Annotated in this window: 21 protein-coding genes; 10 read left to right on the top strand and 11 right to left on the bottom strand. The window is 67.0% G+C overall.

Annotated elements, in window-relative coordinates:
- Window positions 1-66: 66 nt before the first annotated feature.
- The 5 genes from E5CHR_RS05715 to E5CHR_RS05695 all read right to left on the bottom strand — a co-directional run bounded on the left by E5CHR_RS05715 (window position 67) and on the right by E5CHR_RS05695 (window position 5,210).
- Entirely contained in the window at window positions 67-1,413 is a 1,347-nt protein-coding gene (locus E5CHR_RS05715; RefSeq protein WP_162578788.1) for a class-II fumarase/aspartase family protein, read from the bottom strand.
- A gap of 36 nt (window positions 1,414-1,449) precedes the next feature.
- Window positions 1,450-2,280: an HpcH/HpaI aldolase/citrate lyase family protein gene (locus tag E5CHR_RS05710; RefSeq protein WP_162578787.1), complete on the bottom strand. Its 831-nt coding sequence runs from the start codon at window positions 2,278-2,280 to the stop codon at window positions 1,450-1,452.
- Between the two features lie 10 nt (window positions 2,281-2,290).
- Entirely contained in the window at window positions 2,291-3,481 is a 1,191-nt protein-coding gene (locus E5CHR_RS05705) for a CaiB/BaiF CoA transferase family protein (protein WP_162578786.1), read from the bottom strand.
- 27 nt (window positions 3,482-3,508) lie between these two features.
- On the bottom strand, window positions 3,509-4,369 hold the full coding sequence (locus tag E5CHR_RS05700; RefSeq protein ID WP_162578785.1) for an FAS1-like dehydratase domain-containing protein: 861 nt from the start codon (window positions 4,367-4,369) through the stop codon (window positions 3,509-3,511).
- A 244-nt stretch (window positions 4,370-4,613) separates the two neighbouring features.
- Window positions 4,614-5,210 carry a DUF938 domain-containing protein gene (locus E5CHR_RS05695; RefSeq protein WP_162578784.1) on the bottom strand — a complete coding sequence of 199 codons (597 nt, stop codon included), beginning with the start codon at window positions 5,208-5,210 and terminating at the stop codon, window positions 4,614-4,616.
- Window positions 5,211-5,462: 252 nt separating this feature from the next.
- Between E5CHR_RS05695 and E5CHR_RS05690 the strand changes: the two genes are divergently transcribed.
- Complete coding sequence (locus E5CHR_RS05690) at window positions 5,463-6,290, top strand: alpha/beta fold hydrolase (RefSeq protein ID WP_162578783.1); 828 nt, start codon at window positions 5,463-5,465, stop codon at window positions 6,288-6,290.
- Complete coding sequence (locus E5CHR_RS05685; protein ID WP_162578782.1) at window positions 6,287-7,330, top strand: leucyl aminopeptidase; 1,044 nt, start codon at window positions 6,287-6,289, stop codon at window positions 7,328-7,330. Before E5CHR_RS05690 ends, E5CHR_RS05685 begins: the two co-directional genes overlap by 4 nt.
- 7 nt (window positions 7,331-7,337) lie before the next feature.
- On the opposite strand, the gene E5CHR_RS05680 is transcribed toward E5CHR_RS05685, so the two are convergent.
- Window positions 7,338-8,114, bottom strand: coding sequence for an IclR family transcriptional regulator (locus E5CHR_RS05680; RefSeq protein WP_162578781.1), 777 nt, complete (start codon window positions 8,112-8,114; stop codon window positions 7,338-7,340).
- 145 nt (window positions 8,115-8,259) lie between these two features.
- Here E5CHR_RS05680 and E5CHR_RS05675 point away from each other — a divergent pair, with 145 nt between their 5' ends.
- From E5CHR_RS05675 to E5CHR_RS05645, 7 genes are read left to right on the top strand one after another with little or no spacing between them, the layout of a single operon-like run.
- Window positions 8,260-9,225, top strand: coding sequence for a Bug family tripartite tricarboxylate transporter substrate binding protein (locus tag E5CHR_RS05675; protein ID WP_162578780.1), 966 nt, complete (start codon window positions 8,260-8,262; stop codon window positions 9,223-9,225).
- Between the two features lie 31 nt (window positions 9,226-9,256).
- Entirely contained in the window at window positions 9,257-11,557 is a 2,301-nt protein-coding gene (locus E5CHR_RS05670) for a xanthine dehydrogenase family protein molybdopterin-binding subunit (RefSeq protein ID WP_162578779.1), read from the top strand.
- A 10-nt stretch (window positions 11,558-11,567) separates the two neighbouring features.
- The gene (locus E5CHR_RS05665; protein ID WP_162578778.1) at window positions 11,568-12,368 is read left to right on the top strand and encodes a CoxG family protein; all 801 of its coding nucleotides are present in this window, start codon (window positions 11,568-11,570) and stop codon (window positions 12,366-12,368) included.
- On the top strand, window positions 12,368-13,231 hold the full coding sequence (locus tag E5CHR_RS05660; RefSeq protein WP_162578777.1) for an FAD binding domain-containing protein: 864 nt from the start codon (window positions 12,368-12,370) through the stop codon (window positions 13,229-13,231). Before E5CHR_RS05665 ends, E5CHR_RS05660 begins: the two co-directional genes overlap by 1 nt.
- Window positions 13,228-13,740 (top strand): (2Fe-2S)-binding protein, encoded by a 513-nt coding sequence (locus E5CHR_RS05655; RefSeq protein WP_232061971.1) that lies wholly within the window; start codon window positions 13,228-13,230, stop codon window positions 13,738-13,740. Before E5CHR_RS05660 ends, E5CHR_RS05655 begins: the two co-directional genes overlap by 4 nt.
- Window positions 13,737-14,954, top strand: coding sequence for an FAD-dependent oxidoreductase (locus E5CHR_RS05650; RefSeq protein ID WP_162578776.1), 1,218 nt, complete (start codon window positions 13,737-13,739; stop codon window positions 14,952-14,954). Before E5CHR_RS05655 ends, E5CHR_RS05650 begins: the two co-directional genes overlap by 4 nt.
- Window positions 14,955-14,958: 4 nt before the next feature.
- Window positions 14,959-15,669, top strand: a complete 711-nt coding sequence (locus E5CHR_RS05645) for an isochorismatase family protein (protein WP_232061970.1) — start codon at window positions 14,959-14,961, stop codon at window positions 15,667-15,669.
- Between the two features lie 59 nt (window positions 15,670-15,728).
- Here E5CHR_RS05645 and E5CHR_RS05640 read toward each other — a convergent pair whose 3' ends face one another.
- Genes E5CHR_RS05640 through E5CHR_RS05620 form a run of 5 tightly spaced genes read right to left on the bottom strand, consistent with a single transcriptional unit; the run spans window position 15,729 to window position 21,411 of the window.
- Window positions 15,729-16,664, bottom strand: a complete 936-nt coding sequence (locus E5CHR_RS05640; protein WP_162578775.1) for a LysR family transcriptional regulator — start codon at window positions 16,662-16,664, stop codon at window positions 15,729-15,731.
- Window positions 16,665-16,718: 54 nt separating this feature from the next.
- Window positions 16,719-18,173 (bottom strand): efflux transporter outer membrane subunit, encoded by a 1,455-nt coding sequence (locus E5CHR_RS05635; RefSeq protein WP_162578774.1) that lies wholly within the window; start codon window positions 18,171-18,173, stop codon window positions 16,719-16,721.
- Complete coding sequence (locus E5CHR_RS05630; protein WP_162578773.1) at window positions 18,170-19,159, bottom strand: efflux RND transporter periplasmic adaptor subunit; 990 nt, start codon at window positions 19,157-19,159, stop codon at window positions 18,170-18,172. The genes E5CHR_RS05635 and E5CHR_RS05630 overlap by 4 nt, the downstream gene beginning before the upstream one ends.
- A 27-nt stretch (window positions 19,160-19,186) precedes the next feature.
- On the bottom strand, window positions 19,187-19,393 hold the full coding sequence (locus E5CHR_RS05625) for a DUF1656 domain-containing protein (protein WP_162578772.1): 207 nt from the start codon (window positions 19,391-19,393) through the stop codon (window positions 19,187-19,189).
- Window positions 19,390-21,411, bottom strand: coding sequence for an FUSC family protein (locus E5CHR_RS05620; RefSeq protein WP_162578771.1), 2,022 nt, complete (start codon window positions 21,409-21,411; stop codon window positions 19,390-19,392). Before E5CHR_RS05620 ends, E5CHR_RS05625 begins: the two co-directional genes overlap by 4 nt.
- A 214-nt stretch (window positions 21,412-21,625) precedes the next feature.
- On the opposite strand from E5CHR_RS05620, the gene E5CHR_RS05615 reads away from it, so the two are divergent.
- The gene (locus E5CHR_RS05615; protein WP_162583579.1) at window positions 21,626-22,381 is read left to right on the top strand and encodes an AraC family transcriptional regulator; all 756 of its coding nucleotides are present in this window, start codon (window positions 21,626-21,628) and stop codon (window positions 22,379-22,381) included.
- The last annotated feature ends 21 nt before the right edge of the window (window positions 22,382-22,402 follow it).

The following is a 22,402-nucleotide window of genomic DNA, read 5'->3' as shown; positions in this document are numbered from 1 at the left end:
GGCGCATGGGTGCCTGCCGGACTGCGCCGCTGCGTTGGCCCGGCCGAGGTGAAACGCAGGGGTGGACTAGCGCCGTGCCGCCAGCACGCGATCGACCATGACGCCGGCCTGGCCGAGATGGTTGGCGGGGTCGCACATCGCATCGAGCTGGGCTCGTGTGACGTGCTTCCTGATCTCCGGGTGGGCCGCCAGGATCTCGATCAAGGGCCGGTTCTCCGCGAGCGCCTGCCGACACAGGTCATACACCAGGTCGTGGGCGTACTCGCGGCCGATGTAGGGACCCAGGCCCATCATCACGGCCTCGGACATCACGAGGCCGTTGGTGATGTCGATGTTGGTGCGCATGCGAGTGGCGTCCACTTCGAGCCCCTTGAGGATGAACCGGGTCTGCTTCAAGGCGCCTGACATGAGGCAGAAGATTTCCGGGAGCGATACCCACTCGATCTCCCAGGGCCCGGTCGAGCGCTCGTGGTCGGCAACCATGGCATCCATCAGTGCGGCCGCATGCTGGCGCGCCACGGAGATGTTGGCGTGGATGTAGAGGCAGGAGATCGGGTTGCGCTTCTGCGGCATGGTCGACGAGGAGCCCCGGCCCGGCGCGAAGGGCTCGTAGACCTCCGCGACTTCGGTCTGCATCATCAGCTTGACGTCCATCGCGATCTTTCCGAGAGAGCCTCCGACAAGGCCGAGGAAGGCGCCGACCTCCGCGATCGTGTCGCGCACCGTGTGCCACGAGATCAGCGGCTGGGCCAGTCCCAGTTCCTTCATCAGGCCGGCCTGGGTCTCCATGGCGCCCTTCTCCAGAGATGACAAGGTGCCCGACGCACCTCCGAACTCGCCCATCAGGACACGGGGCTTGAGTTGCTGCAGGCGCTGGCGGTGCCGGTCGATGCCTGCGAGGATGCTCGCCATCTTGTAGCCGAAGGTGATCGGCGTGGCCTGCTGCAGGTTGGAGCGGCCGATGACAGGCGTGTCGCGGTACTTCGTCGCCAGGGCAGCCAGCGCATCTCCGATCTCGTCCAGATCCTGCTCCACCAACGCCAGGCCCTCGCGCATCTGCAGCACGGCGGCCGTGTCCGTGATGTCCTGCGTCGTGGCGCCCCAGTGGCAGTACTCGCCGAGCTTGTCGCGGCAGTTCGCGTTGATCTGGTTGACGACGGCGATGATCGGGTAGCCGATCTGCTCGGTCTTGGCCTTCAGCCGGGCCCAGTCGATCTGCGACAGATTGCAGTTCCGGACGATCTCGTCCGCCGCTTCCTTCGGAATGATGCCGAGCTCGCCCTGGACTTTCGCGAGCGCGCGCTCGATGTCGAGGTACTTCGCGGTGCGGTTTTCGTCGGACCAGACGTCTCGCATGCGTGCGTCGCTGAACATGTCGCCGAAGATGCGCGAGTCGATGATGGTGGAGGCCATGGTGCTTGTCTCTTTCTGCGAAGGTTGTGAATGGGGTCAGTTGCGGGCCAGGGCCAGCGTGCGTTGCGCCTGTAGCACGACCGGACGGTCGACCATGCGTCCGTCGAGCCGGGCGGCGCCCGGGGATGCGGCATCGGCCGCCAGGACGCGCCGGGCCCACTCCAGCGCCTCGGCTGCCGGACGCAGCGCCGCGTGGATGGGCTGTACCTGGCGTGGGTGGATGCAAAGCTTGGCGCCGTAGCCCAGCCTGCGCGCATCGGCAAGATCCGACAGCAGGCGGGCCTCGTCCTCGAGTTGCGGCGTCACGCCCGCCACCGGAGCCGGCAGCCCCGCCACGCGCGAGGCGATCGCGATGCGGCTGGCTGCATAGTCCAGCCCCGAGGCGTCCGTCGAAATGTCCATGTCGAGGTCGAGTGCGAAATCGAGCGTGCCGAACACCAGGCGCCGAGCCCCGGCGGCCGCGATGCGGTTGACTTCCGCCACACCACGCGCGCTTTCGATCAGCGCGAGGATGGCCGCCTCGGGCAACGCTGCCTGGGCCTCGACGATCTGCCCGGCCGACTCGGCCTTGGGCAGGAGCACGCCGACCCCGCGGACGTCGGCCAATGCCGCAAGGTCGTCGGCAAACCAGGACGAGTGGGCGTCGTTGATACGCACCACGATGCGCGAAAGGTCTGCGGGCATTGCGCCCGCCAGCCAAGCCGCGACGGTGCTGCGCGCAGTGGCCTTGTCGTCGGAAGCCACCGCGTCCTCGAGGTCCAGGACTATTGTGTCGGCGCCGCTGGCCAGCGCTTTGTCGAAGCGTTCCGGCCGGGTGCCGGGTACGAAGAGATAGGTGCGTGGGAAAGGCAGGTGTTCGGCGGCCATGACAGCGACCTCAAACGGCTTCGGATGTGTGCAGCGCGGCGATCTCGGCCGCGCTGTAGCCGAGCTCGGCCAGGATCGCGTCCGTGTGCTCGCCGAGTGCCGGCACCGGGTCCATGCGGGGGCCGGTATTCCAGGTGCCCGGGGGCAGCATGGCGGGCACGGGTCCCATGGCCGTCCCCACCTCGGTCCAGCGCCCACGTGCTTGGAGCTGCGGATGGGCCCAGACTTCCTTCATCGTGTTGACCTGCGCATTGGCGATCTGGGCCCGTTCGAGTCGCTCGACCACCTGCCCTCCCGTCAGCGGCTGGAACGCGTCCACGATGATCTGACGCAGCGCGGCTCGCTCTGCCACGCGCTTGAAGTTGGCGGTGAACCGCGGATCCTTCGCGAGCTCGGGTTGCTCCAGCACCTTGTCGCAGAAGCTGACCCATTCGCGCTCGTTCTGAAGGCCGAGCATCACGGTCGTGCCGTCGCCGGCCGGGAACGGTCCGTAGGGGTAGATCGTCGCGTGGCTGGCGCCGGTGCGCGGTGGCGGGGCGGCACCTTCGAAGGCGTAGTAGAGCGGGTAGCTGGTCCACTCGGCCAGCGATTCCAGCATCGAGATGTCGATGCGTTGGCCCTTGCCGGTCTGGCCGCGCTGCAGCAGCGCCGCCAGGATGCTGCTGTAGGCGTACATGCCGGCGGCGATGTCCGCGATCGAGGGGCCGGCCTTGCAAGGCTCTTCGGGCGTGCCCGTGACGGAAACAAAGCCGGCCTCGCTTTGAATCAACAGGTCGTAGGCCTTCTTGTCGCGGTACGGTCCGGGATGGCGGGCGTCGTCACCGTAGCCGGAAATATCGCAAACGATCAGGCCCGGCTTGGCCCCGGAGAGCTTGTCGTAGCCCAGGCCGAGGCGCGCCGCGGCGCCGGGTGCGAGGTTCTGCACCACGACATCGGCCTTCTCGATGACGAGCCGCTCGAGCACGCGGGCAGCCTCGGGATGCTTCACATCGAGCGTGAGGCTTTCCTTCGAACGATTGGTCCAGACGAAGTGCGACGCCAGGCCGCGAACGCGCTCGTCGTAGCCGCGCGCAAAGTCGCCTGATCCCGGGCGTTCGATCTTGATGACGCGGGCGCCGAGGTCGGCCAGCTGGCGAGTGGCGAAGGGCGCCGCGATGGCGTGCTCCAGCGTGACGACAGTGATGCCCTTGAGTGGCTGCATGGGTTTTCTCTCGAGTAGGTGAACGGATCAGCGCAGCACCGCGGTGGCGTCCATCGTGAGCCACCCCTCGTGGTCCGAAGCCCAGAGGTGGATCGTCTTGCCGTCGGCCTGCGGTTGACCGTTGACGTGGAACGCGTTCAAGTCGAAGGTCGGGCGCACGGCCTTAAAGCGAAAGCTCTCCACGTCGGCTTCGGGAAGCTGGCGGCGCAGGAGGTCCATCAGCAGCGTCGCGATCAAGGGGCCGTGCACGATCAGCCCAGGGTACCCTTCGACCTGCGTCACGTACCGGCGGTCGTAGTGAATGCGGTGGCCGTTGAAGGTGAGCGCCGAGTAGCGGAACAGCAGCACGTCGTCCGGCACGATCTGGCGGCGCCAGGCGGCCTCGGTCGGCGCGGATTGCGGCGAGGGCGCGACATCTTCGGGACGCTGCGCTTCGCGGTAGACGATGTCGTGAAACTCGACCAGCGCCGGCTCGGTGGCACCGTTGCAGCGCACCTCGTGCCGGACTTTCACGAACACGAGCTTGCCCGTGCGGCCTTCCTTGGTCGTGACGTCGTCGATGGTCGAGGTTCGCGCGACAAGGTCGCCGACGCGGATCGGGGAGCGGAACTCGAACTGGCCGCCGGCCCACATGCGCCGAGGCAGCGGAACCGGCGGCAGGAAGCCACCGCGCCTGGCGTGGCCGTCTTCGCCGATCTCGCTCTGGCGATGCATCGGCAGGAAGTAGAGCCAGTGCCACAGGGGCGGAAGCCTGGTGCCCGCGACCACCGGTGTCGCCGGATGGTCCAGCGTCGCCGTCAGTGCGACGACCGGCGTGGGGTTGACGGTGTCTTCGACTGTCTCGCTTCGTCCGATCCACGATTGCAGTTGATCCTGCTGTGCGTCCATTGCTGTCTCCTTGCTGGCTGCAGGCGGCAGCCGTTCTGGGAGCAAGTGTGCGGCGCACGCTTCGTTAGGAGAATTGCAATGTTTGGTCGTATTGATGCATTCAGAGCATCAGCAGGACTGATCCTCGTGAGAAGCTGGACAGGAGCGAAGCGCCGTGCGGCCGGCGCGCTGCCCACTTTTCACTGCTCCGATGGGGCGGGTCGGAGTTCAAGGAGCCCGGCTTCGGGCGCCCGAGGTACCGTTTTTATTTCCGCCAGACCAGCGTGAAGTTGTTTGCCGGCATCGCGACCGCCTCTTCCAGTGCAAAGCCTTGATCGCCTGCGACTTCCGCCACCCTGTCGAGGTCGCGCACACCCCAGCGCGGATTCCTCGCGCGCAAGCTCGCGTCGAACGCTTCATTGCTCTGCGATGTATGGGCGCCGTCGCGCATGTACGGGCCGTAGGTGACAAGCAAGCCTCCGGCAGGCAGGATCCTGTCGGCGCCCGCCATCAACGCGAGCGTGGCTTCCCACGGCGAGATGTGGATCACGTTGATGCACACGACCGCGTCGGCCGCGGATACCGGCCAGGGGCGCTTCATGACATCGATGGCGAGCGGCGGTTTTACGTTGGACAGGTTGCCTGCCGCCGCCCACGCCACGATGGAAGCATGGCGTTCGACGTCCATTTCGCTGGGCTGGAAAGTGAGGGCAGGCAAAGCCTTGGCAAAGTGCGCCACGTGCTGCCCGGTGCCGCTGCCGATCTCAAGCACGAGGCCGCGCGGCGGCAATACGCGTGCGAGCACCTCGAGGATGGGCTGCTTGTTGCGCTCGGCGGCGGGAGCGATCTCGCGTGCGTCCATGCGGCAATGGTAGGCGAGTGCACGGTCCGCAATCGCTTCAGCACCGCCTGGTGCAAGGTCGAGCCGATCTGAAAGGGGTTGGTGGTCGCCCTAACCTTGGCACAGCGGTCACTTAGATTGACTGCCGTCGTTTCCAAAAATAGAATGTGATTTCGTACAATAGAACAAACCGCAAGATGCACTTCTGCTGGCCGAAGAGGTCGAACCGGCAAGGCAGTGGCTGCGGCACGTCACGCACCTTGGGGAAAACTCTTGACCCTTGCTTCGGGCGCCCACATCCGGGCCAACGGCATCCGCCAGCACTACCTGCACTTCGCAGGCACTGGCCCTCGCGTGCTGATCGTGCCGGGCATCGTGAGTCCTGCCATCCTCTGGCGCCATGTGGGGGAGTGGCTCTGCGCCACCCACGACTGCTTCGTGCTGGATGTGCGTGGCCGGGGCCTGTCGGAGTCCGGCGCCCACCTCGACTACGGCTTCGATACCTGCGCAGCCGACCTCGTGGCGTTCGTTCGCACCCTGAGCCTCGGCCCTCTGGCTGTCGTGGGGCACTCCATGGGCGCGCGCATCGCCGTGCGCGCCGCTGCCGGTGCGCCGGAACTCTTCGAGTCGCTCATCCTCATCGATCCCCCCACGAGCGGACCGGGACGCAGGCCCTACCCCATACCCAAGTCCCGCACTCTGGAGCTGCTGCGATCCGCGCAGCGCGCCGACGGCGTCCCCGCGGCGCAGGCCGGCGGGGCCGGCCCCTGGCCTGGCGAACTGCAGCGATTGCGCTTCGAGTGGCTGCCGACGTGCGACGAACGCGCCGTGCACGCCGCTTATGACGACTTCCACGCCCAGGACCTGTTCGAGGACCTGGCGCGTACAACGGTGCCCGTGTCGCTGGTCGCAGCAGGCACCGGCGGCGTGATGTCGGATGCAGACATCGAGGAGATGCGCCGTGTGCGCACTGGCTTGCGGGCCGTCCGGCTGGCCGGCGTCGGCCACCAGATGCAGGCGGAAGACTTTGCGACGTTCAGCCGCGCGCTGGGCGCGATGTTGGGAAATCAGGACTCGGAAACCGAAAGGCACGCTTCATGAAACTCGATGCGGAAATCTTGGATCTTTTCACGCGCGAACTCACCATGTGCGGCGTGAAGCCGGGGGAGACGGTTGTCGTGCTCACGGCGGACGACGAGTGGGCGGAGAACGCGCATGCCTTCATGGCCGCTGCGCAACAGCTCGGAGCGACCACCTTCAACCTCAACGTGCGGCGCGGCCAACGCAATGCCGTGGGTGTGCAGGGCCGCCATCCGCTCGTGGGCAACGAACTGGCCATGCACACGCTCAAGTCCGCGAGCATGGTGATCGACATGGTGGGCCTGCTCTTTTCCCGCGAACAGGCCGAGATCCAGGCGGCCGGCGTGCGCATCCTGCGCGTCATGGAGCCCTTCCACGTGCTCAAGCAGATGTTCCCGACGGAAGACCTGCGCCGGCGGGTGGAATACGCCAAGGGCCTGCTCGAGAAGGCTCGCCAGCTGCGCTTCACCTCCGCGGCGGGCACCAACATCGTCTACCGGCTCGGCCAGTACCCGGTGATTTCGGAGTACGGCTACACCTGCGAGCCGGGCCGCTGGGATCATTTCCCATCGGGCTTCTCGTTCACGCAGGGCGATGACGGCGGGGTCGACGGCGTCGTGGTGCTGCAGCCCGGGGACATCCTTTGCGCGTTCAGGCAGTACGTGCAGACACCCGTGACGTTGCGTGTGGAAAAGGGCATGGTGGTCGACATCTCGGGCGACGGCCTCGATGCGCAACTCATCAAGAGCTACATCGACAGCTTCGACGACCCGCGGGCCTATGCGATCTCGCACATCGGCTGGGGACTCAACGAGAAGGCGCGCTGGTACCAGTTCTCCGTCACGCGTCAACTGCCCGCCGAGCACGTCATGAACGCCCTCTCGTTCTACGGCAACGTGCTGTTCTCGCTCGGCCCCAATCTCGAACTCGGCGGCACCAACGACACCGCCTGCCATCTCGACCTGCCGATGCGCCGCTGCAGCCTCTGGCTCGACGACATGCAGATCCTGCACGAAGGCGACGTGATCCACCCCGAGATGCGGGTGCCGACCTCCTCCTGAGACGGATTCAGCCTGCGGCCGGCGGCACGCCGCCCCGGTCTGCGCGCTCCAACCGCGAAGAGTCCCCGCCCAGGCGCCGGGTCAGATCGGCCGCGGCCTTGAGCACGGCTTGTGCCAGGCCAGGAACCAGGTCGCCTGAAAAGCGCCCTGCGGGTCCTGAGATCGCCAGCGCGCCGCGCAGGGTGTCGCGCGGTCCGAACACCGGCGCCGCGATCGCGGCGATGTCGGGCTCGCGTTCGCCGACGGTCACGATGCAGGGATCTTCCGGAAAGCTGTCCGGCGGGTTGATCGTTCGGTCGAAGCTTGCAAGCACCCGGCCCGCGGCACCGCGGTCCAGCGGCAGCAGGTCGCCCGTACGGATGTGATCGCGGATCGAGCGGGGCGAGTCGACGCGGAAGAGGCATACGCGCAGGTTGCCCTCCCGCGTGAAGAAGGACGCACCCTCCTCGGTCTCCTGCACGAGGCGCCGCAGGATCGGCGGCACATGGTCGTCCAGACGCAGCGACGCCTGGAAGAGGCCGCCCCAATGCAGCAGCATGGAGCCGAGCTGGTAACTGCCGTCGTCCAGCCTCACGATGCAGTGCTCCTGCACCAGCGTGGCGATGAGCCGCAGGATGGTGCTCTTGTACATGCCCGTGCGCAGCGCGATCTCGTTGAGCGTGAGCGACGTGTCGCTTGCGCGGAACGCATTGAGGATGGCAAACGCGCGTTCGACGGCGGCCACGCCGCCGCCTTTGTCGACCTTCTCGCCAGATTTGTGTTCTGTTTCGGACTCCAGCGGCATGAATGGTCCAACCTAGGAAAAAAGCTGCTTGACATTGTATCGTGCCGCTGCACAGAATGTCGTTCTCTTGCACGGAATGACGTTCTTTCCCATCGAGCGCGCCGCCAAGAGATTTCGCTTCATCTTTCTTCAAGGAGTCGAGCCCATGCGCCCGTGGAAAAAGTGGTTGACCGCCCTATGCGCCATCGGTCTGGTGGCTGCCGTACAGGCACAGACCTTCCCCAGCAAGACGATCACCATCGTCGCGCCCTATCCGCCAGGCGGCGCCACTGATCTGTACGCGAGGGCCGTCGCGAACGGCCTCGCCGAACTGGGTCAGGCGGCCGTGGTCGAAAACCGGGCGGGAGCTTCCGGGGTCATTGGCGCCGAGTACGCGTCACGCCAGCCTGCCGATGGGCACACGCTGCTCATCGGCGCTTCGTCGATGTTCTCCGTGCTGCCGCTGCTGAGCGGTCGCATGAAGGAGGTCTACCAGCGCATCGAGCCGGTCTCGATGCTTGGCTTCAATCCCTCCTATGTGGTCGTTCCGGAAACACTGCCGGTCAACACCATCCAGGAATTGATCGCCTACCTGAAGGCCAACCCCGGAAAATTCGGCTACGCCTCCGCGGGCAAGGGCACCTCGCAGCACGTGTTCATGGAACTGTTCAAGCAGCGTGCGGGCGTCGACGTGTTCCCCGTGCAGTACAAGGGCAGCAGCCCGATGGTGGTGGACCTGATCGCTGGCCGCACGGTCATGGCGATCGAGCAGGGGCCAGCCGTCCTCACCCACATCAAGTCCGGCAAGCTCAAGGCCCTGGCGGTCACGACCGCGAAGCGCTCGATCGCCCTGCCGCAGGTGCCCACGCTGTCGGAGACGGCGCTGCCCGGCTTCGAGGCGGTGACCTGGTTCGCGCTGTATGCCCCCGCCGGCACGCCCAGGAGCGTGATGGACAAGCTCGTCCCGCAGGTCGCGAAGACCATGACCTCGGCGGAGGTCAAGGCCAGCCTGGGCGCGGTGGGCGTCGAGCCGACGTCGAGCACACCCGCAGAGGTTGTCAAGCGCCAGGCGGCCGAATCCGCGATGTGGCGCGACGTGATCGCACGCTCGAAGATCACGCTCGAGGACTGAGCCCGCGGGCCCGGCTCACATGCATTCCTCCATGCACCCGCCACCGCTGCCGCTCCATGAGGAGCCGCGGGCCGACTACCTGCAGAAGGTCACAGGGACGGCGACCTACGCAAGCGACGTGGAAGTCCCGGGCATGCTGCACGGCAAGATCCTGCGGAGCACGGTGCCCCACGCGCGCATCCGGCGGGTCGATGCGAGCGCGGCCCTGGCGATGCCGGGCGTGGTTGCCGTCCTCACCGGCGAAGATTTGAAGAACCTGCCCGGCACCCAGACGCGCTGGGGCCTTTCGCTGCGCGACCGCCCCGTGATAGCGCAAGACAAGGTGCGCTATGTGGGCGACCCCGTGGCAGCCATCGCGGCCGTCGACGAAGCCACGGCCGAAGAGGCGCTCGATGCGATCGTCGTCGACTACGAGCCGCTGCCCTACGTCACCACGGCGGCCGAGGCGCTGGCCGAAGGCGCGCCCCTGGTCCACGAAGACATGGACGTCCTCAAGGACTACTACTTTCGCGGCGAATGCGCGCCGGTGCAGGGAACGAACCAGTTCCAGCAATGGCGCTACGCGAGCGGCGACGTCGATGCGGTCTTCGCCGGCGATGTGCGCGTGTTCGAGGACACCTTCACATTCCCGATGGTCTTCCACTTCGCGATGGAGCCGCATGTCTGCGTCGCGCACTGGAAGCCCAACACGCTGGAGATCTGGAGCGGCGGCCAGACGCCCACCGCGGTGCAGCGGGTCTGCTCGGAGATCCTGGGCGTGCCCCTCGCCTGCGTGCGGGTGCATTCGCCCTATGTCGGCGGCGGCTTCGGCGGCAAGGCGTCGGTCAAGATCGATCCGCTGGCAGCCGCGCTTTCATGGAAGGCACGAGCGCCGGTGCGCCTGTGCCTGTCGATCTCGGAGTCGATGCTCACCTGCCGCCGGCTCGATGCGCAGATCACGCTCAAGACCGCGGTGAGCGCCGAAGGGCGCATCGTCGCCAAGTCCGTGCGCGCGGTGCTCAACGGCGGCGCGTATGCCGACACCGGCCCGTCGATCGCGGTGAAGTCGGCCATCCGCGCGATCGGGCCGTACCACATCCCCCATCTCGCGCTCGAAGCCGTGGGCGTCTATACGAACACCGTGCCCGGTGCGGCATTCCGCTCGATCGGCGGGCCCCAGGCCGTGTGGGCGACGGAGTCGCAGATGGACATCATCGCCGCCGCCCTGGGACTCGATCCGGTCGAGTTCCGCCTGCTCAACATGGCCGACAAGGGACAGACGATCAAGCCCGACCTGCGCCCCCTGGACGTGGACATGCGTCGCTCGCTGCGCGCGGCCATCGGTTCGCTCGACACCTTGCCGCAGCCGGCGCACGAAGGCCGGCGCGGGCGCGGCGTGGCAGTCGGCGCCAGCGACCCGGGGATCATGCCCATCGGCGGCGCCATCGTGCGCCTGCGCGCGGACGGCTCGGTCAACATCTCGGCCAACACGGTGGAGATCGGCCAGGGCAACCGGGGCGTGCAGCGCATCATCGCGGCAAAGGTGCTGCGCCAGCCGCTGCGTGTCATTGCCGCGGCGGAGCCCGACACGCTGCAAGCGCCCTACGACTGGGGCACCGGCGCGAGCCGCTCCACGGTGATCATCGGGCTGGCGGTGCAGATGGCTTGCGAGGACGTGGTCCGGCAGGTGTGCGACATGGCCGCCCAGGTCCTCGGCGGCGCGCCGGACGACTACGCGCTGGAGGAAGGGGGCGTGAAGGGGCCGGAAGGCGCCATCGCGTTCATCGAGCTTCTGCGCCGCTTCAACGGCATGGCGGCGGGAGAGTTCCTGGGTGTCGGCCGTGTCAATGCGAACACGAAGAACGGCGCCTTCAAGCTCGCGCCGCTGTTCTGGGAGACGGGCGCGAACGCCTGCGAGATCGCGCTGGACGAAGGCACGGGGGCCATCCGCATGCTGCGCGTCGGCGGCGCCGCCGACCTCGGGCATGTGATCAACCGCAAGGCCGCCGAAGGGCAGGACGAGGGCGCGATGGTCATGGGCCTGGGCCACACGCTTTCCGAGGAGTACATCTACGAGGACGGCCAGGTCGTCAATGGCACGCTCTTCGACTACAAGGTTCCGACGATGGAGGACGCCCCGCTGCACGTGGGCACCACGCTGATCGAGAGCGGCGACGGGCCCGGGCCTTTCGGTGCGCGCGGCGGCGGAGAGGGCGCGATCCTGCCCGTGGCGCCGGCCGTGGCGAATGCGCTCTTCCAGGGCTGGGGCATTCGCATCAAGGAACTGCCGCTCACGCCCGAACGCGTGTGGCGCGCACTGCAGGCCGCGAAGGCCGACAACAACGATCACTGACGAGAGACCCATGGACTTCCGAATCGACGCCGTCCTGCCGGCAACCGCGGCCCAGCTGTGGGCCATCTTCTTCGACGTGCAGCGTGTCGCCACCCTCATCCCGGGCTGCGAGAACGTGGCCGAGGTCGAGCCGCTGCGGCGCTTCTCGGCGGTGATGAAGCAGAAGATCGGCCCGTTCAAGCTCGAGGTGCCGACGCGCATCGAGATCGAATCTCACGTGCCGCAGCAGCAGGTCGTGCTCGTGGCCGCAGGCGCCGACAAGTTCACGGGCACGACGATCGACGTGCGCATGAAGGTCGACCTCGCCGAGCAGCGCACCGACGGCGGCCCCGCCTGCCAGCTCGGCGTCGAGGCCAGCATGCTGGTGGCCGGGCGGCTGGCCTCGCTCGGCTATCCGATCGTGAAGAAGCGATCGGAGGAGCTTTTCGCCGAGTTCGAGCGGCGCCTGCGTGCGCAGCTGTCGGACGTCGGTCTTCCCGATGCACGGCCGCAGGAGCAGGCACCCGTTGCCGCCTCCGCCGCACAGGGCCCGGCCGCACCGGCACACCATCCGGCGGGGGGCCCTGCGCCATCGCAGCCCGCGGCGGCCGCCGTGGAGGCCATCCGCTCGCCGGCGCCCTCCCCGACCGCCGGCGCGCGTTCGGATCGCCGGCGGGTCGAACTCGTGCTCCTGTGGCCCCGCGTGGGCATCAGCGTCGCCGTCGGCGTTGCCGTCGCGCATGGGGCGGTGGCGTTCGGCCAGTCGCCGTGGTGGTGGTTGGCCGCCCCCCTGCTCGGCGTCGCCGCGGGGCTTGGACAGCGAGGGGACTGATGCGTCCTGCACGCTTCACGCTCCACCGCCCGACCAGCCTTTCGCAGGCCCTGGCGCTCAAGGCCGAGCATGGCGACGACGCGACCTTTCACGCGGGGGGCACCGAACTGCTCGTGGCGCTGAAGGCGCACGTGCTGCGCTATGCGCACGTCATCGACATCAAGCAGATCCCGGCGCTGCGCGGTGTCCGTATCCGTGAAGGCGACGTGCTTTCGATCGGCGCGCTGACCACGCACCACGCGCTCGCGAACGATCCGCTGGTGCGCGAGCACCTGCCCGGCTACGCCGAACTCAGCGAGCAGGTGGCGAACATCCGCGTGCGCGTCGCCGGCACGCTCGGCGGCGTGCTGTGTTTCGGAGAGCCGCATGCCGACGCGCCCACCATGCTGAGCGCGCTCGACGCCTGGGTCGTGCTGGCCGGCCCGAACGGCGAACGTGAAGTCCCTTCGCGGGACTTCCATCTCGGCGAGTTCGCCACCGCGCGCGAGGACAACGAGATGCTCGTGGCCATCGAGGTCGCGCCGCAGTCGCCGGGCACGCGCTCTGCCTACCGATGCTTCGGCCACACCGAACGACCCGCAGTGGGCGTGGCAGCCGTCTGGTCCACCGACAACCCGCAGCGGCTGAGCTTGTGGGCCGGCGCGCTCACCGCCGCTCCGGTGCGGCTCGCGCAGGCCGAAGAAGCCGCGAGCCGGCTGGCACCGGACCTGCCGAGCCCGGCCGTCTGGGAGCGTCTGCAAGAGGCCGTTGCCGCGGACGCTGCGAGCCTCGAAGCTCACGACGATCTCCACGGCGGCGCGGACTACAAGCGCCACCTCGTTTCAGTCCTCGCGCAACGCGCCATTGCCGCCTGCCTCCCATGAGCACCCACACCACCGAATTCCCGCTGATGCGCGTCGACATGACGCTCAACGGCGTCGAAGCCTCCGTCGACATCGAAGCACGCGAGCTGCTGATCGACGTCCTGCGGGATCGCCTGCGCCTCAAGGGCACCAAGCGCTCCTGCGACGTGCAGGTCTGCGGCGCGTGCACGGTGCTGGTCGACGGGCTGCCTGCCTCGAGCTGCACCACGCTGTGCGCCGATGTGCAAGGGCGCAGCGTCACCACCATCGAAGGGCTCGGCAAGGGCAAGCAATTGGACCCCGTGCAGCGGGCCTTCATCGCCCACGGGGCATTGCAGTGCGGCTTCTGCACGCCCGGAATGATCCTCGCCGTGAAGTCGATGCTGGCGCTGCATCCCCAGCCGTCGGAGGAGACGGTTCGTCACTACCTGCGCGGCAACATTTGCCGCTGCACCGGCTACGTCAAGATCATCGAGGCCATCCTCGACCTCATTCACAACCCATCGCGTTATCAAATGGAGAACCAATGACGGATTCGAAACAGCCAGGGCGCTTGCACGTGATCGTTGCCGGCGCCGGCATGGGAGGGCTCACGCTGGCGGCCTCCTTGCTGCGGAAGGGCTTCGACGTGGACGTGTACGAGCAGTCGCCGGAGCTGCGCGAGGTCGGCGCAGGCTTGTGGATCTCGGCCAACGGCGGCCGCGTCCTGGAGGCCATCGGCCTGAAGGAGGCGGTGGAGGCCATCAACCTGCCGCCGCAGGACCGCGTCGTTCGCTTCTGGAAGACCGGCGAGCAGCGCTCCGTCTACAACCGGGATGCCGATGCATCCAAGGCGAACCACACGCTCATCCAGGTCTTGCGAGCGGAGCTGCAGCGGGTGCTCTACGAGGCCGTGGTGAAGCTCAAGCCCGACGCGGTGCATTTCGGCGTGCGCTCGACCGGCGCGCGCACCGCGGGCGGCCGTGCGCAGCTGATGCTGGAGGACGGCTCATTCGTGGAGGGCGACGTGGTGGTCGGCTGCGACGGGGCACATTCGCGCGTGCGCCAATCGCTCTTCGGCCCGGCGCCGGCGCGCTACACAGGCGCGAACGCGTGGCGCGGTCTCGCTCCCATGGGCAAGCTCAAGCCCCAGCACCGCGCGCCGCTCGCCTCGACGTGGATCGGCCCCACCGCGCACGTCACGACCTACCCCGTGCAGCGCAATGGCGAGGAGTTCGTGAGCTTCTCCGCGCAGGTGGACAGCCCGACCTGGCAGACCGAGTCCTGGTCGGAGCGCGGAGAGCTCGCAGACGCGCTCAAGGACTTCGAAGGCTGGCATCAGGACATCCTGGATCTCTTCATCCATTCCGAGAACCTTTTTCGCTGGGGCCTTTTCGTGCGCGACCCGCTCGAGCGCTGGTCCGAAGGCCGCGTGACGCTGGTGGGCGACGCCTGCCATTCGATGACCCCGTACCTCGGCATGGGCGTCAACCTGACGATGGAAGACGCCTGCGTGCTCGCACGCTGCCTCGAACAATCGCCGGATGACGTGGCGGCAGCGCTGAGACGCTACGACACCGCGCGCATCGAACGCGCCAACCGCACCAAGCAAAAGTCCCTGGAGATGCTGTCCGTCTTCCACAGCCCCGCCTTGGCGAACAGCGAGACAGCATGGCCCTATATCGAAGAGCAGTGGTCGTCCCAAGCCGTGCGCGAACGCTACGACTGGCTGCTCGCCTACGACGCGACGACGGTGGAGATCTGACAACGTGACCTCCATCATCGAACGCCGGCCCCGCCCGTGGGACGGCATCATTCCCGAGGAAGAGCAGGCCATCTATCGCGAGGCCGGCTGGGGCACGCCCAGCGGCCTCGGTCGCCGGCCCGCCCTGCTCATCATCGACGTCCAGTACCGCTCCATGGGCGAAACGCCGATGCCGATTCGACAGGCCATCGACCACATGTCCACGAGCTGCGGCGAGTACGGCTGGCGTGCCGTGCCGCACATTGCGCGGTTGCTGGCGGCGTTCCGGGCGCTGCATGCGCCGGTGCTCTACCCCTACGTGGCCCCGAAGGGAGTGCACAACCGCGGGCAGTTCGAAACGAAAGTGCCCGCGGTGATGAACGTGCCCCAGCGGGGATACGACTTCATCGCAGAGGTCCAGCCGCGCCCGGAGGACATCACGATTCCCAAGTTCCAGGCCAGTGCATTCCATGGGACGGCATTGACCAGCTATCTGATCAGCCTCGGCATCGACACGCTCGTGGTCACCGGTTGCACGACAAGCGGATGTGTTCGTGCGACCGTGGTCGATGCTTGCTCGCTCAACTTCAAGGTCGTGGTCCCGGAGGATGCGGTCTACGACCGCTCCCAGACATCACACGCTGTGAACCTGTTCGACATGGCGAGCAAGTATGCCGACGTGATGCCCACGGACGAACTCGTCGAGCGACTGCACGCGGAAACCACGCGACGCTGACCCTGTGAGGCGCCAGCGCTGCCTGCAGGTCGCGCACCGAAGAGGCCTTGGGTGCGCCGTCAAACGGGAGGTGCAGGTGCAGCGCCCATGGAGACAGAAGGGGAAGCCGTGCTCTCCTGCATCCGGACTTCCAGCATCGCGAGCAATGCACGCAGCGCAGCGCTATTTTGGCGGCGCTGTGTGTAGGCTGCGTAGAGCCAGATATCGCTGGGCATGAAGTTCTGAAGCACCGGAACCAGGTGGGCGCCTTCTATGTAGGGTTGCGCGAGCAGGTCGGGAACGCACACCGCACCGATGTCCGCCAACGCTGCACCGATCAGCGCGCTGGCGTCGTTGGCGTCCATGCGTCCGCGAATGGGAACGTGGTACGGCCGGCCACCCACTTCGAATGCGATTTGTGGAGGTCCCGGCGTGACCGAGTAGGCGAGTACATCATGCTTTCGCATGTCATCGGGCTGTTCCGGAATACCCCGCCGAGCCCAGTAGCGCGGTGTGGCGCAAAGGGTCAGTCCCATCCGCCGCAGGCGGCGCACGATCAGGTTCTCGTCGCCAATTCGCCCGAACCGCAAGGCGACGTCCACCCCCTCGTCGACCAGATCGATCGCGCGGTTGCTCAGTTTCAGGTCGAGCTGCACGTCGGGATAGCAGGTGAGGAAGTCCCCCAGCAGCCGCGGGAATGACGTCTGGACCATCCCGTGGGGCGCCGTGATCAGCAGGCGGCCGCTGGGGTGCGAACCGCGTGCCTGCAGTTCGCTCGTGGTCTGCTCGATCATTTCCATCAAGGGCGCACATCGCGCCTGCAGCAGGCGGCCCGCGTCGGTCAGCGATACCGAACGGGTCGAGCGGTTGAGTAGACGTACGTTGAAGCGAGACTCCAGCGTTGCGACGTGCTTGCTCGCGCTGGCCTTCGAGATGCCGAGTCTGCCCGCGGCGCGTGAGAAGCTGCCTTGGACGGCAACTTCCGCGAAGGTTCTGAGAAGCTCGAATCCATCCATCTTTCATCCTGTCGCTCACGGAGTGGGGGCGTTGTGAATGCGTGCTCTCGGCCCTCATGGGGCGGGGGCCGTCGGGTTGCCCTCCCAGCCGCCACCCAGGGCCATGAACACGGCGACTTGATGCTCTGCCAACTGGGCGTCCGAGGCGGCCAGCGCGGCCTCTTGAGAGGCCAGTGTGCGCTGGGCGTCCAGGGCATCGAGCTGGCCCACCTTGCCGCTGAATTGCAGCGCGCGCGTTTGATCGGCGACGGTCAGGCTCTGGTCGCGCGCCGCAGCGAGTGCTGCATGGCGGTCGAGCTCGCGGGCGTAGGCGTCCAGCGCGGTTTCAGCTTCTCGCAGAGCACCCAGCACGGTGCCTTCGAATCGCGCCGCGGCCATGCGAGCGCTTGCCTCCGCCTGGGTGATCCGCGCGCGCGCAACGCCAGTGTCGGGAAGGGACCAGCTGATCACCGGGCCCAGGCTGTAGCTGAAGGTCTCACGGTTGGCGAATCGATCGAGAAAGCCGGACGATCGCGATGACACGCCCAAAGTCACCTTGGGATAAAGATCGCCCGTCGCGACACCGATTCGCGCCGTGACGGACGCCAAGCTTCGTTCAGCCTGCCGCACATCGGGCCGCCGGGCGAGCAGTGCAGCGCCGTCGCCGACCGGCAGCAGTCCGGCAACACGTGGCGGTCGTTCGCAATGGCTGACGGCATTGGGAAAGTCGCGGGGTGCGGCGCCCGTGAGCGTGGCGAGCCGATACAGCGCCTGCTGGCGCCGGGCTTCCAGCGGGGACACCGCGGCGTGCAGGATTTCCAGCTGAGCGCGCATACGTGCAGCGTCAATGGTGCCGGCCCTGCCTGCGCGCTGCAGCCGCTGCGCAAGCGCGAGCGCTTCTTCCTGCAAGCGCACGGACGCCCGCGCCACGCGCAGCTGCAGACCGCTGGAGCACACCGCGGCATACGCCTGCGCAGTTCCACCGGCAACGGTCACGCGCACCAGGTCCACCGCAGCACGTGCGGCGCCGGTGTCCGCTTCGGCGGCTTCGATCGCGCGGCGCAATTGGCCGAAGAGGTCCACTTGATACGACACCGCCAACCCCATGCTGTAGCTGAGCCGGCTCGGCGGCGCATCGTCGTGCTGGAGCAGGGACAAGCCTGAGACGTGACCGAAGCTCGGGCCGCCCTCAAGGGTGATGGATGGCTGTTCGATCCCGTGAGCCTCGGCTTCGAGCGCCATTGCGCGTTCGAGCGTGGCCAGGGCTTGCCGTAGATCGGTGTTGTGCTCGAAGGCCTGGGCGATCAGGCCGTCGAGTTGCGGATCTTCGAAAAGGCGCCACCAGTGCGCGGGCATCCCTGCGTCCGATGTGGCTGCGCCTGCGGAGAGAAAGGGCCCGGCCGAAGCAGCCTGCCCCGCAGTGAGCGGAGCAGGTGCGACGTAGCCGGGGCCGACGGGGCCATGGACGCATCCAACCAAAAGAGCGCATGCGGCAGTGGTTGCGAGAGCGAAGACGCGAGGGAGCTTCATGTCCGCGACGCCTGAACCTGCGCCGCCGCGTCGGCGGTGGCGCCGCCGTGAGCACCCAGGACCTCCACGGAGACGGTCTGGCCAACGACCAGGTGGACGTTGGCCGGTAGCGGGTCCAGCTTCACGCGTACCGGAACGCGCTGCGCCAGCCGAACCCAGTTGAATGTCGGATTCACGCTGGGCAGCAGATTGGCACCAGTGCTCCGGTCGCGGTCGCCGATGCCCGCAACGATGCTGTCGACCTTGCCTTCGAGTGCGGGCGCGTTCATGGGGGTCACACGTACCCGATCGCCCAACCGGATGCGCGATAGCTTGTTTTCTTCGAAATAGCCCTCGACGTAGATCGAATCGGCAGCCACCAGCGCCAATGCGGGGTGGCCAGCCGTTGCATAGGCTCCCTGGCGCATGTCGAGATTGGTGACGCGTCCCGCGGCGGGCGAGCGTACTTGTGTGCGCTGCAAGTTCAGGCGCGCCATGTCGACCGTGAGCTGTGCTTGGCGCAGTGCCGTTTCGGCAGCTCGCAGTGCGCCCTTGGCCTGCTCGACGCGCAGGTGGGACTGCTCGCGCACTTCCTGGGCAACCAGACCCCCCAGGTCGTCATTCCGGCGACTCTCGCGCTGCGCTTGGGCCAGCGCGATCCGCTGATTGCCGATGACGATCCGCTGCGCAGCCACCGCAGTCTCGGCCTGCTGCAGCGCCAGCGTGAAGCGGGCTTCGTCGACCGAGAAGAGCAGCTCGCCCGCCACGACCGGCTGGTTGTCACGCACTGCAACAACGGCCACCATGCCGGAAACATCGGGCGCCACTTGAACGATGTCGGCTCGCACCCGACCGTTGCGGGTCCGCGGTGCAAGCTCATAGAAATTCCAGAGTTGCAGGGCGGCCCAGCAAGCGGCAATGGTGACCAGCGCAGTCGACAGCACGCGCAGGGAGAGCGGGACCGGGCGCAAGGTCCAGGCAGGAAGACCGGTGGATTCAGATTTCATGGTCGAGCAGCAAGAGAGGTAACCAGGTCAGATGGCGATGGCGCCGGCGAGGCGGACCCACGCATAGAGCACCAAGACGTAGAGGCCGAGATCGAACAGGGCTGGATGCCATACCCATCGGTAGGCTCCGGCCAGCGAGAGCAGGCGTCGAAGCCACCACGCGCAGACCATTGCGCCGCCTGCAAACAGGAGCAGGCATGGAACGTACACGCCAAGGAAGCTTGTCTCGATCATGGTTGCAGGTCCGTCGACGCCGAAGGAAAGAGGTCTCTGCGCAATCCCACCAGCGCTGTAACTGCGGGGGCACGGGCGGTGCTTGCGAGGGAATGGACCAGCAGACGGTCGATCTGCGGCAGCAGTGCATCGAGCCGCGGTAGCGAGCCCGTGGCCAGGGCACGGAAAGCGCGCCCGAGCGCGGCCAGCAACTGGCGTGAGGGCACTTCGGGCAGCAAGTGCCGATGCTGCTGAAGGACGGAGATGCTGGCGCCTATGCGAAGTTCGCGCAGGGCAAGCTGCGCCGCAGCTCTACCTTGCGGCTCGGTGCCTTCAGCGGTGCGTGGAACCAGGAGGGCGATGCGGTCCAGCATGCGGGCGGCAAAGGCATCGCGTGCGAGCCCGCGTTGTGGGCGCGTCGCCATCTCGCCCAAGTCACGCCAGGTGGCCCGATGGATGCGCTCAGCGCTCCACTCGCTGCTCACGCTGCGCACGATGGCGGTCGTGCGCGCGGCAATCAGAGCGCCGGCGAACAAGGCCAGGTTGCTCTCGAGAAAGCTGACCCAATCGGCGCTGGCAATGTCGTGCAGGGCCAGCGTGCCGGCCACGCCGAAGAACATGCCCAGGGCCGCAAGGCTGTTGGCCGGGCGGGCGAGGTAGCCGCCCACGACCAGAAACAAAGGTGCGACACACAGCATCAGCATGCCGAAGTCGTTCGCCAGCGGCATGACGCCAAGAATGTAGAACGCTGACACAGGTATCGACCACAGCAGGGCGACCAGGAACTTGTGCATGCCTGGCACCGGGTCGTCCAGGGTGGCGAAGAAGCTGCAGAAGACTGCCGCCGCCACGGCCATCGATGACCCCGCCCGCCAACCGCTGATGATCCATGCAGCGCATGCAGCACAGGTGGAGAGCACGACGGTGAAAGCTGAACGCAGCGCCAAGCCGTTGTCCACATGAAGGCTCGGTGAAGGCGAAGCCCTTCTTCGCCGCAGCGGCGACGCACGGCCGGCCAGGCCGGCGGCGATGTCGCCGCGCAGCGCCGTGCATCGGTTCCATTCCGCAACCACCTCGTCGAGGTGGGCGGCGATGTCGATGTTCAGTGCGCGTACCCAGGCCGAATCCTTCGCGTCCGCCGCTCGCGCGCGGAAAGCGGCGCGAACGTCGTCAAGGGTGCTGCGCAGCGCGCCGGCATCCAGCCAGGCAGCGATCTGGGCCATGGCCCGCGCGATCTCGTCGGACAAACCACCAGCCGCATTGCGCAGGGCTTCAAGCCGGTCTTCCAGTGCTGACAGCGAAGCCGTCAGTGCTGCAATGCAGTCAGGCAAGACTCGTACAGCCTCCTCGGTCCAGCGCAGGTTGCTGGCGTCGAAGGGCACATGGGTCGCCGACAGCCGCAACTGGGTGACGTCGAGTGCGAGCCGCCGTGGGTCCTGTGTCAGCCGCTCGCGGGTCTCCTCGCCGGCGCCGAGACTGAGCAGATCGCCGAGCCATCGTTGCACGCCGCCCAGCGTGCGGTCCATCAGCCCGAGCAGGGAAGGCGCGAGGCCGGCCGGCACTATGAGGCTGTGCACAAGGCCGGCGCACACGATGCCGAGCCCGATCTCCTGTGTTCGGGCGATGGCCGTGTCGAACATCGACATGGGCGCGTCCACCAGCGGGAAGCCAATCAGCGCGGCAGAGTAGCCTCCCAGCATGAAGGCATAAGAGCGCGCGCTCCGGTCCAGCAGCGACAGGTAAAGGCATATCCCCACCCACAGCGCCAGGGCCAGCGACAGAAGCACCGGCGATCCCGACAGCGACGGGACCAACGTCACGGTGGCTGCGCATCCCAGCACAGTGCCGCACAACCGGTAGAGCGATTTCGAGCGCACTTGCCCTGCGAGAGGATGGGCCACGATGTACGCGGTCATCACCGCCCAGAAGGGCCGGGGCAGCCCGAAGCGGCTGGACAGGTACAGCGCGAGCATCGCCGCGGCAAAGGTCTTAAAAGAAAAGAGCCACTCGTGCCTGGAGAAACGAGGCAGCGCAATCACGGCGCGCCCCGTGAGATGAGGCCCGATCGTGTCGATCGGACCTCCATCTTGTTGCGAATCATTTGCATGTGTAGATGCTATGGTTCGACGTGCAAGACTAGAATTGCAAGCTTGGACAGATGATTTCTTTTTTCGGCCATCCAGCGTGACTCGCTCCGTTCGAACTTCCTCTGGCTCGAGCCTCGACCTGGACTACGAGCCGTCCGTGCCCGTCATGGCCCACCGCGTGGACGTCGAGGCACGCGAGCGCGAGATTCCGATTCATGCGCATCGGTCGGGTCAATTGGTCATGGCGCTGCGCGGGGCCGTGTCCTGCGATGTGCCAGGTGCGATGTGGATGGTTCCGCCCCAGGCGGGCGTGTGGATCCCGGGCGGGACGCCGCACAGCAACCACAGCACGGCGAACGCCGTGATCTTCTACCTGTTCGTGGCGCCCAATGCTGCGCCGTTGCCTGCAACTTGCTGCACCTTGCGCATCAGCCCGATGCTGAGCGAGATGATCCAGTACCTGGCAGGACGACCGCCATCCTACGAGGCCGGTGGGCCGAGCGACCGACTCGCCCATGTGCTGCTCGACCAACTCTGCGCCATGCCGATGGAAGAAATCTTCCTGCCAATGCCCGAGGATGCGCGGCTGCGAAAGGTCTCGCGCGCCATGATGCGCGACCCTTCCGACCGCCGGACTCTCACGGATTGGGCCCGCCAGCTTGGCATGAGCGAGCGGACGCTGAACCGGCTGTGCACATCGCTGACCGGCCTGAGTTTCGGACGCTGGCGTCGCCAGCTGCACATGATGGTGGCGCTTCGAGAGCTATCGGGGGGAGCGACCGTCCAGCAGGTCGCGTACGACCTGGGCTATGAATCGCCGCCCGCTTTCATCACGATGTTCAAGAAGGCCTTCGGAAAGCCTCCCGCCACCTATATCAACGACCGGCTGCTGGCCGCGGGTGAAGGGCGTTCGGTGGCATAGCTTGCGCCCGCGCTGGCGTAA

This window comes from Variovorax sp. PBS-H4 (genome assembly GCF_901827205.1).
GTDB lineage: Bacteria > Pseudomonadota > Gammaproteobacteria > Burkholderiales > Burkholderiaceae_C > Variovorax.
Note: the sequence above shows the minus strand (reverse complement) of the source record. Positions and strands in the feature narration are given on the sequence as shown.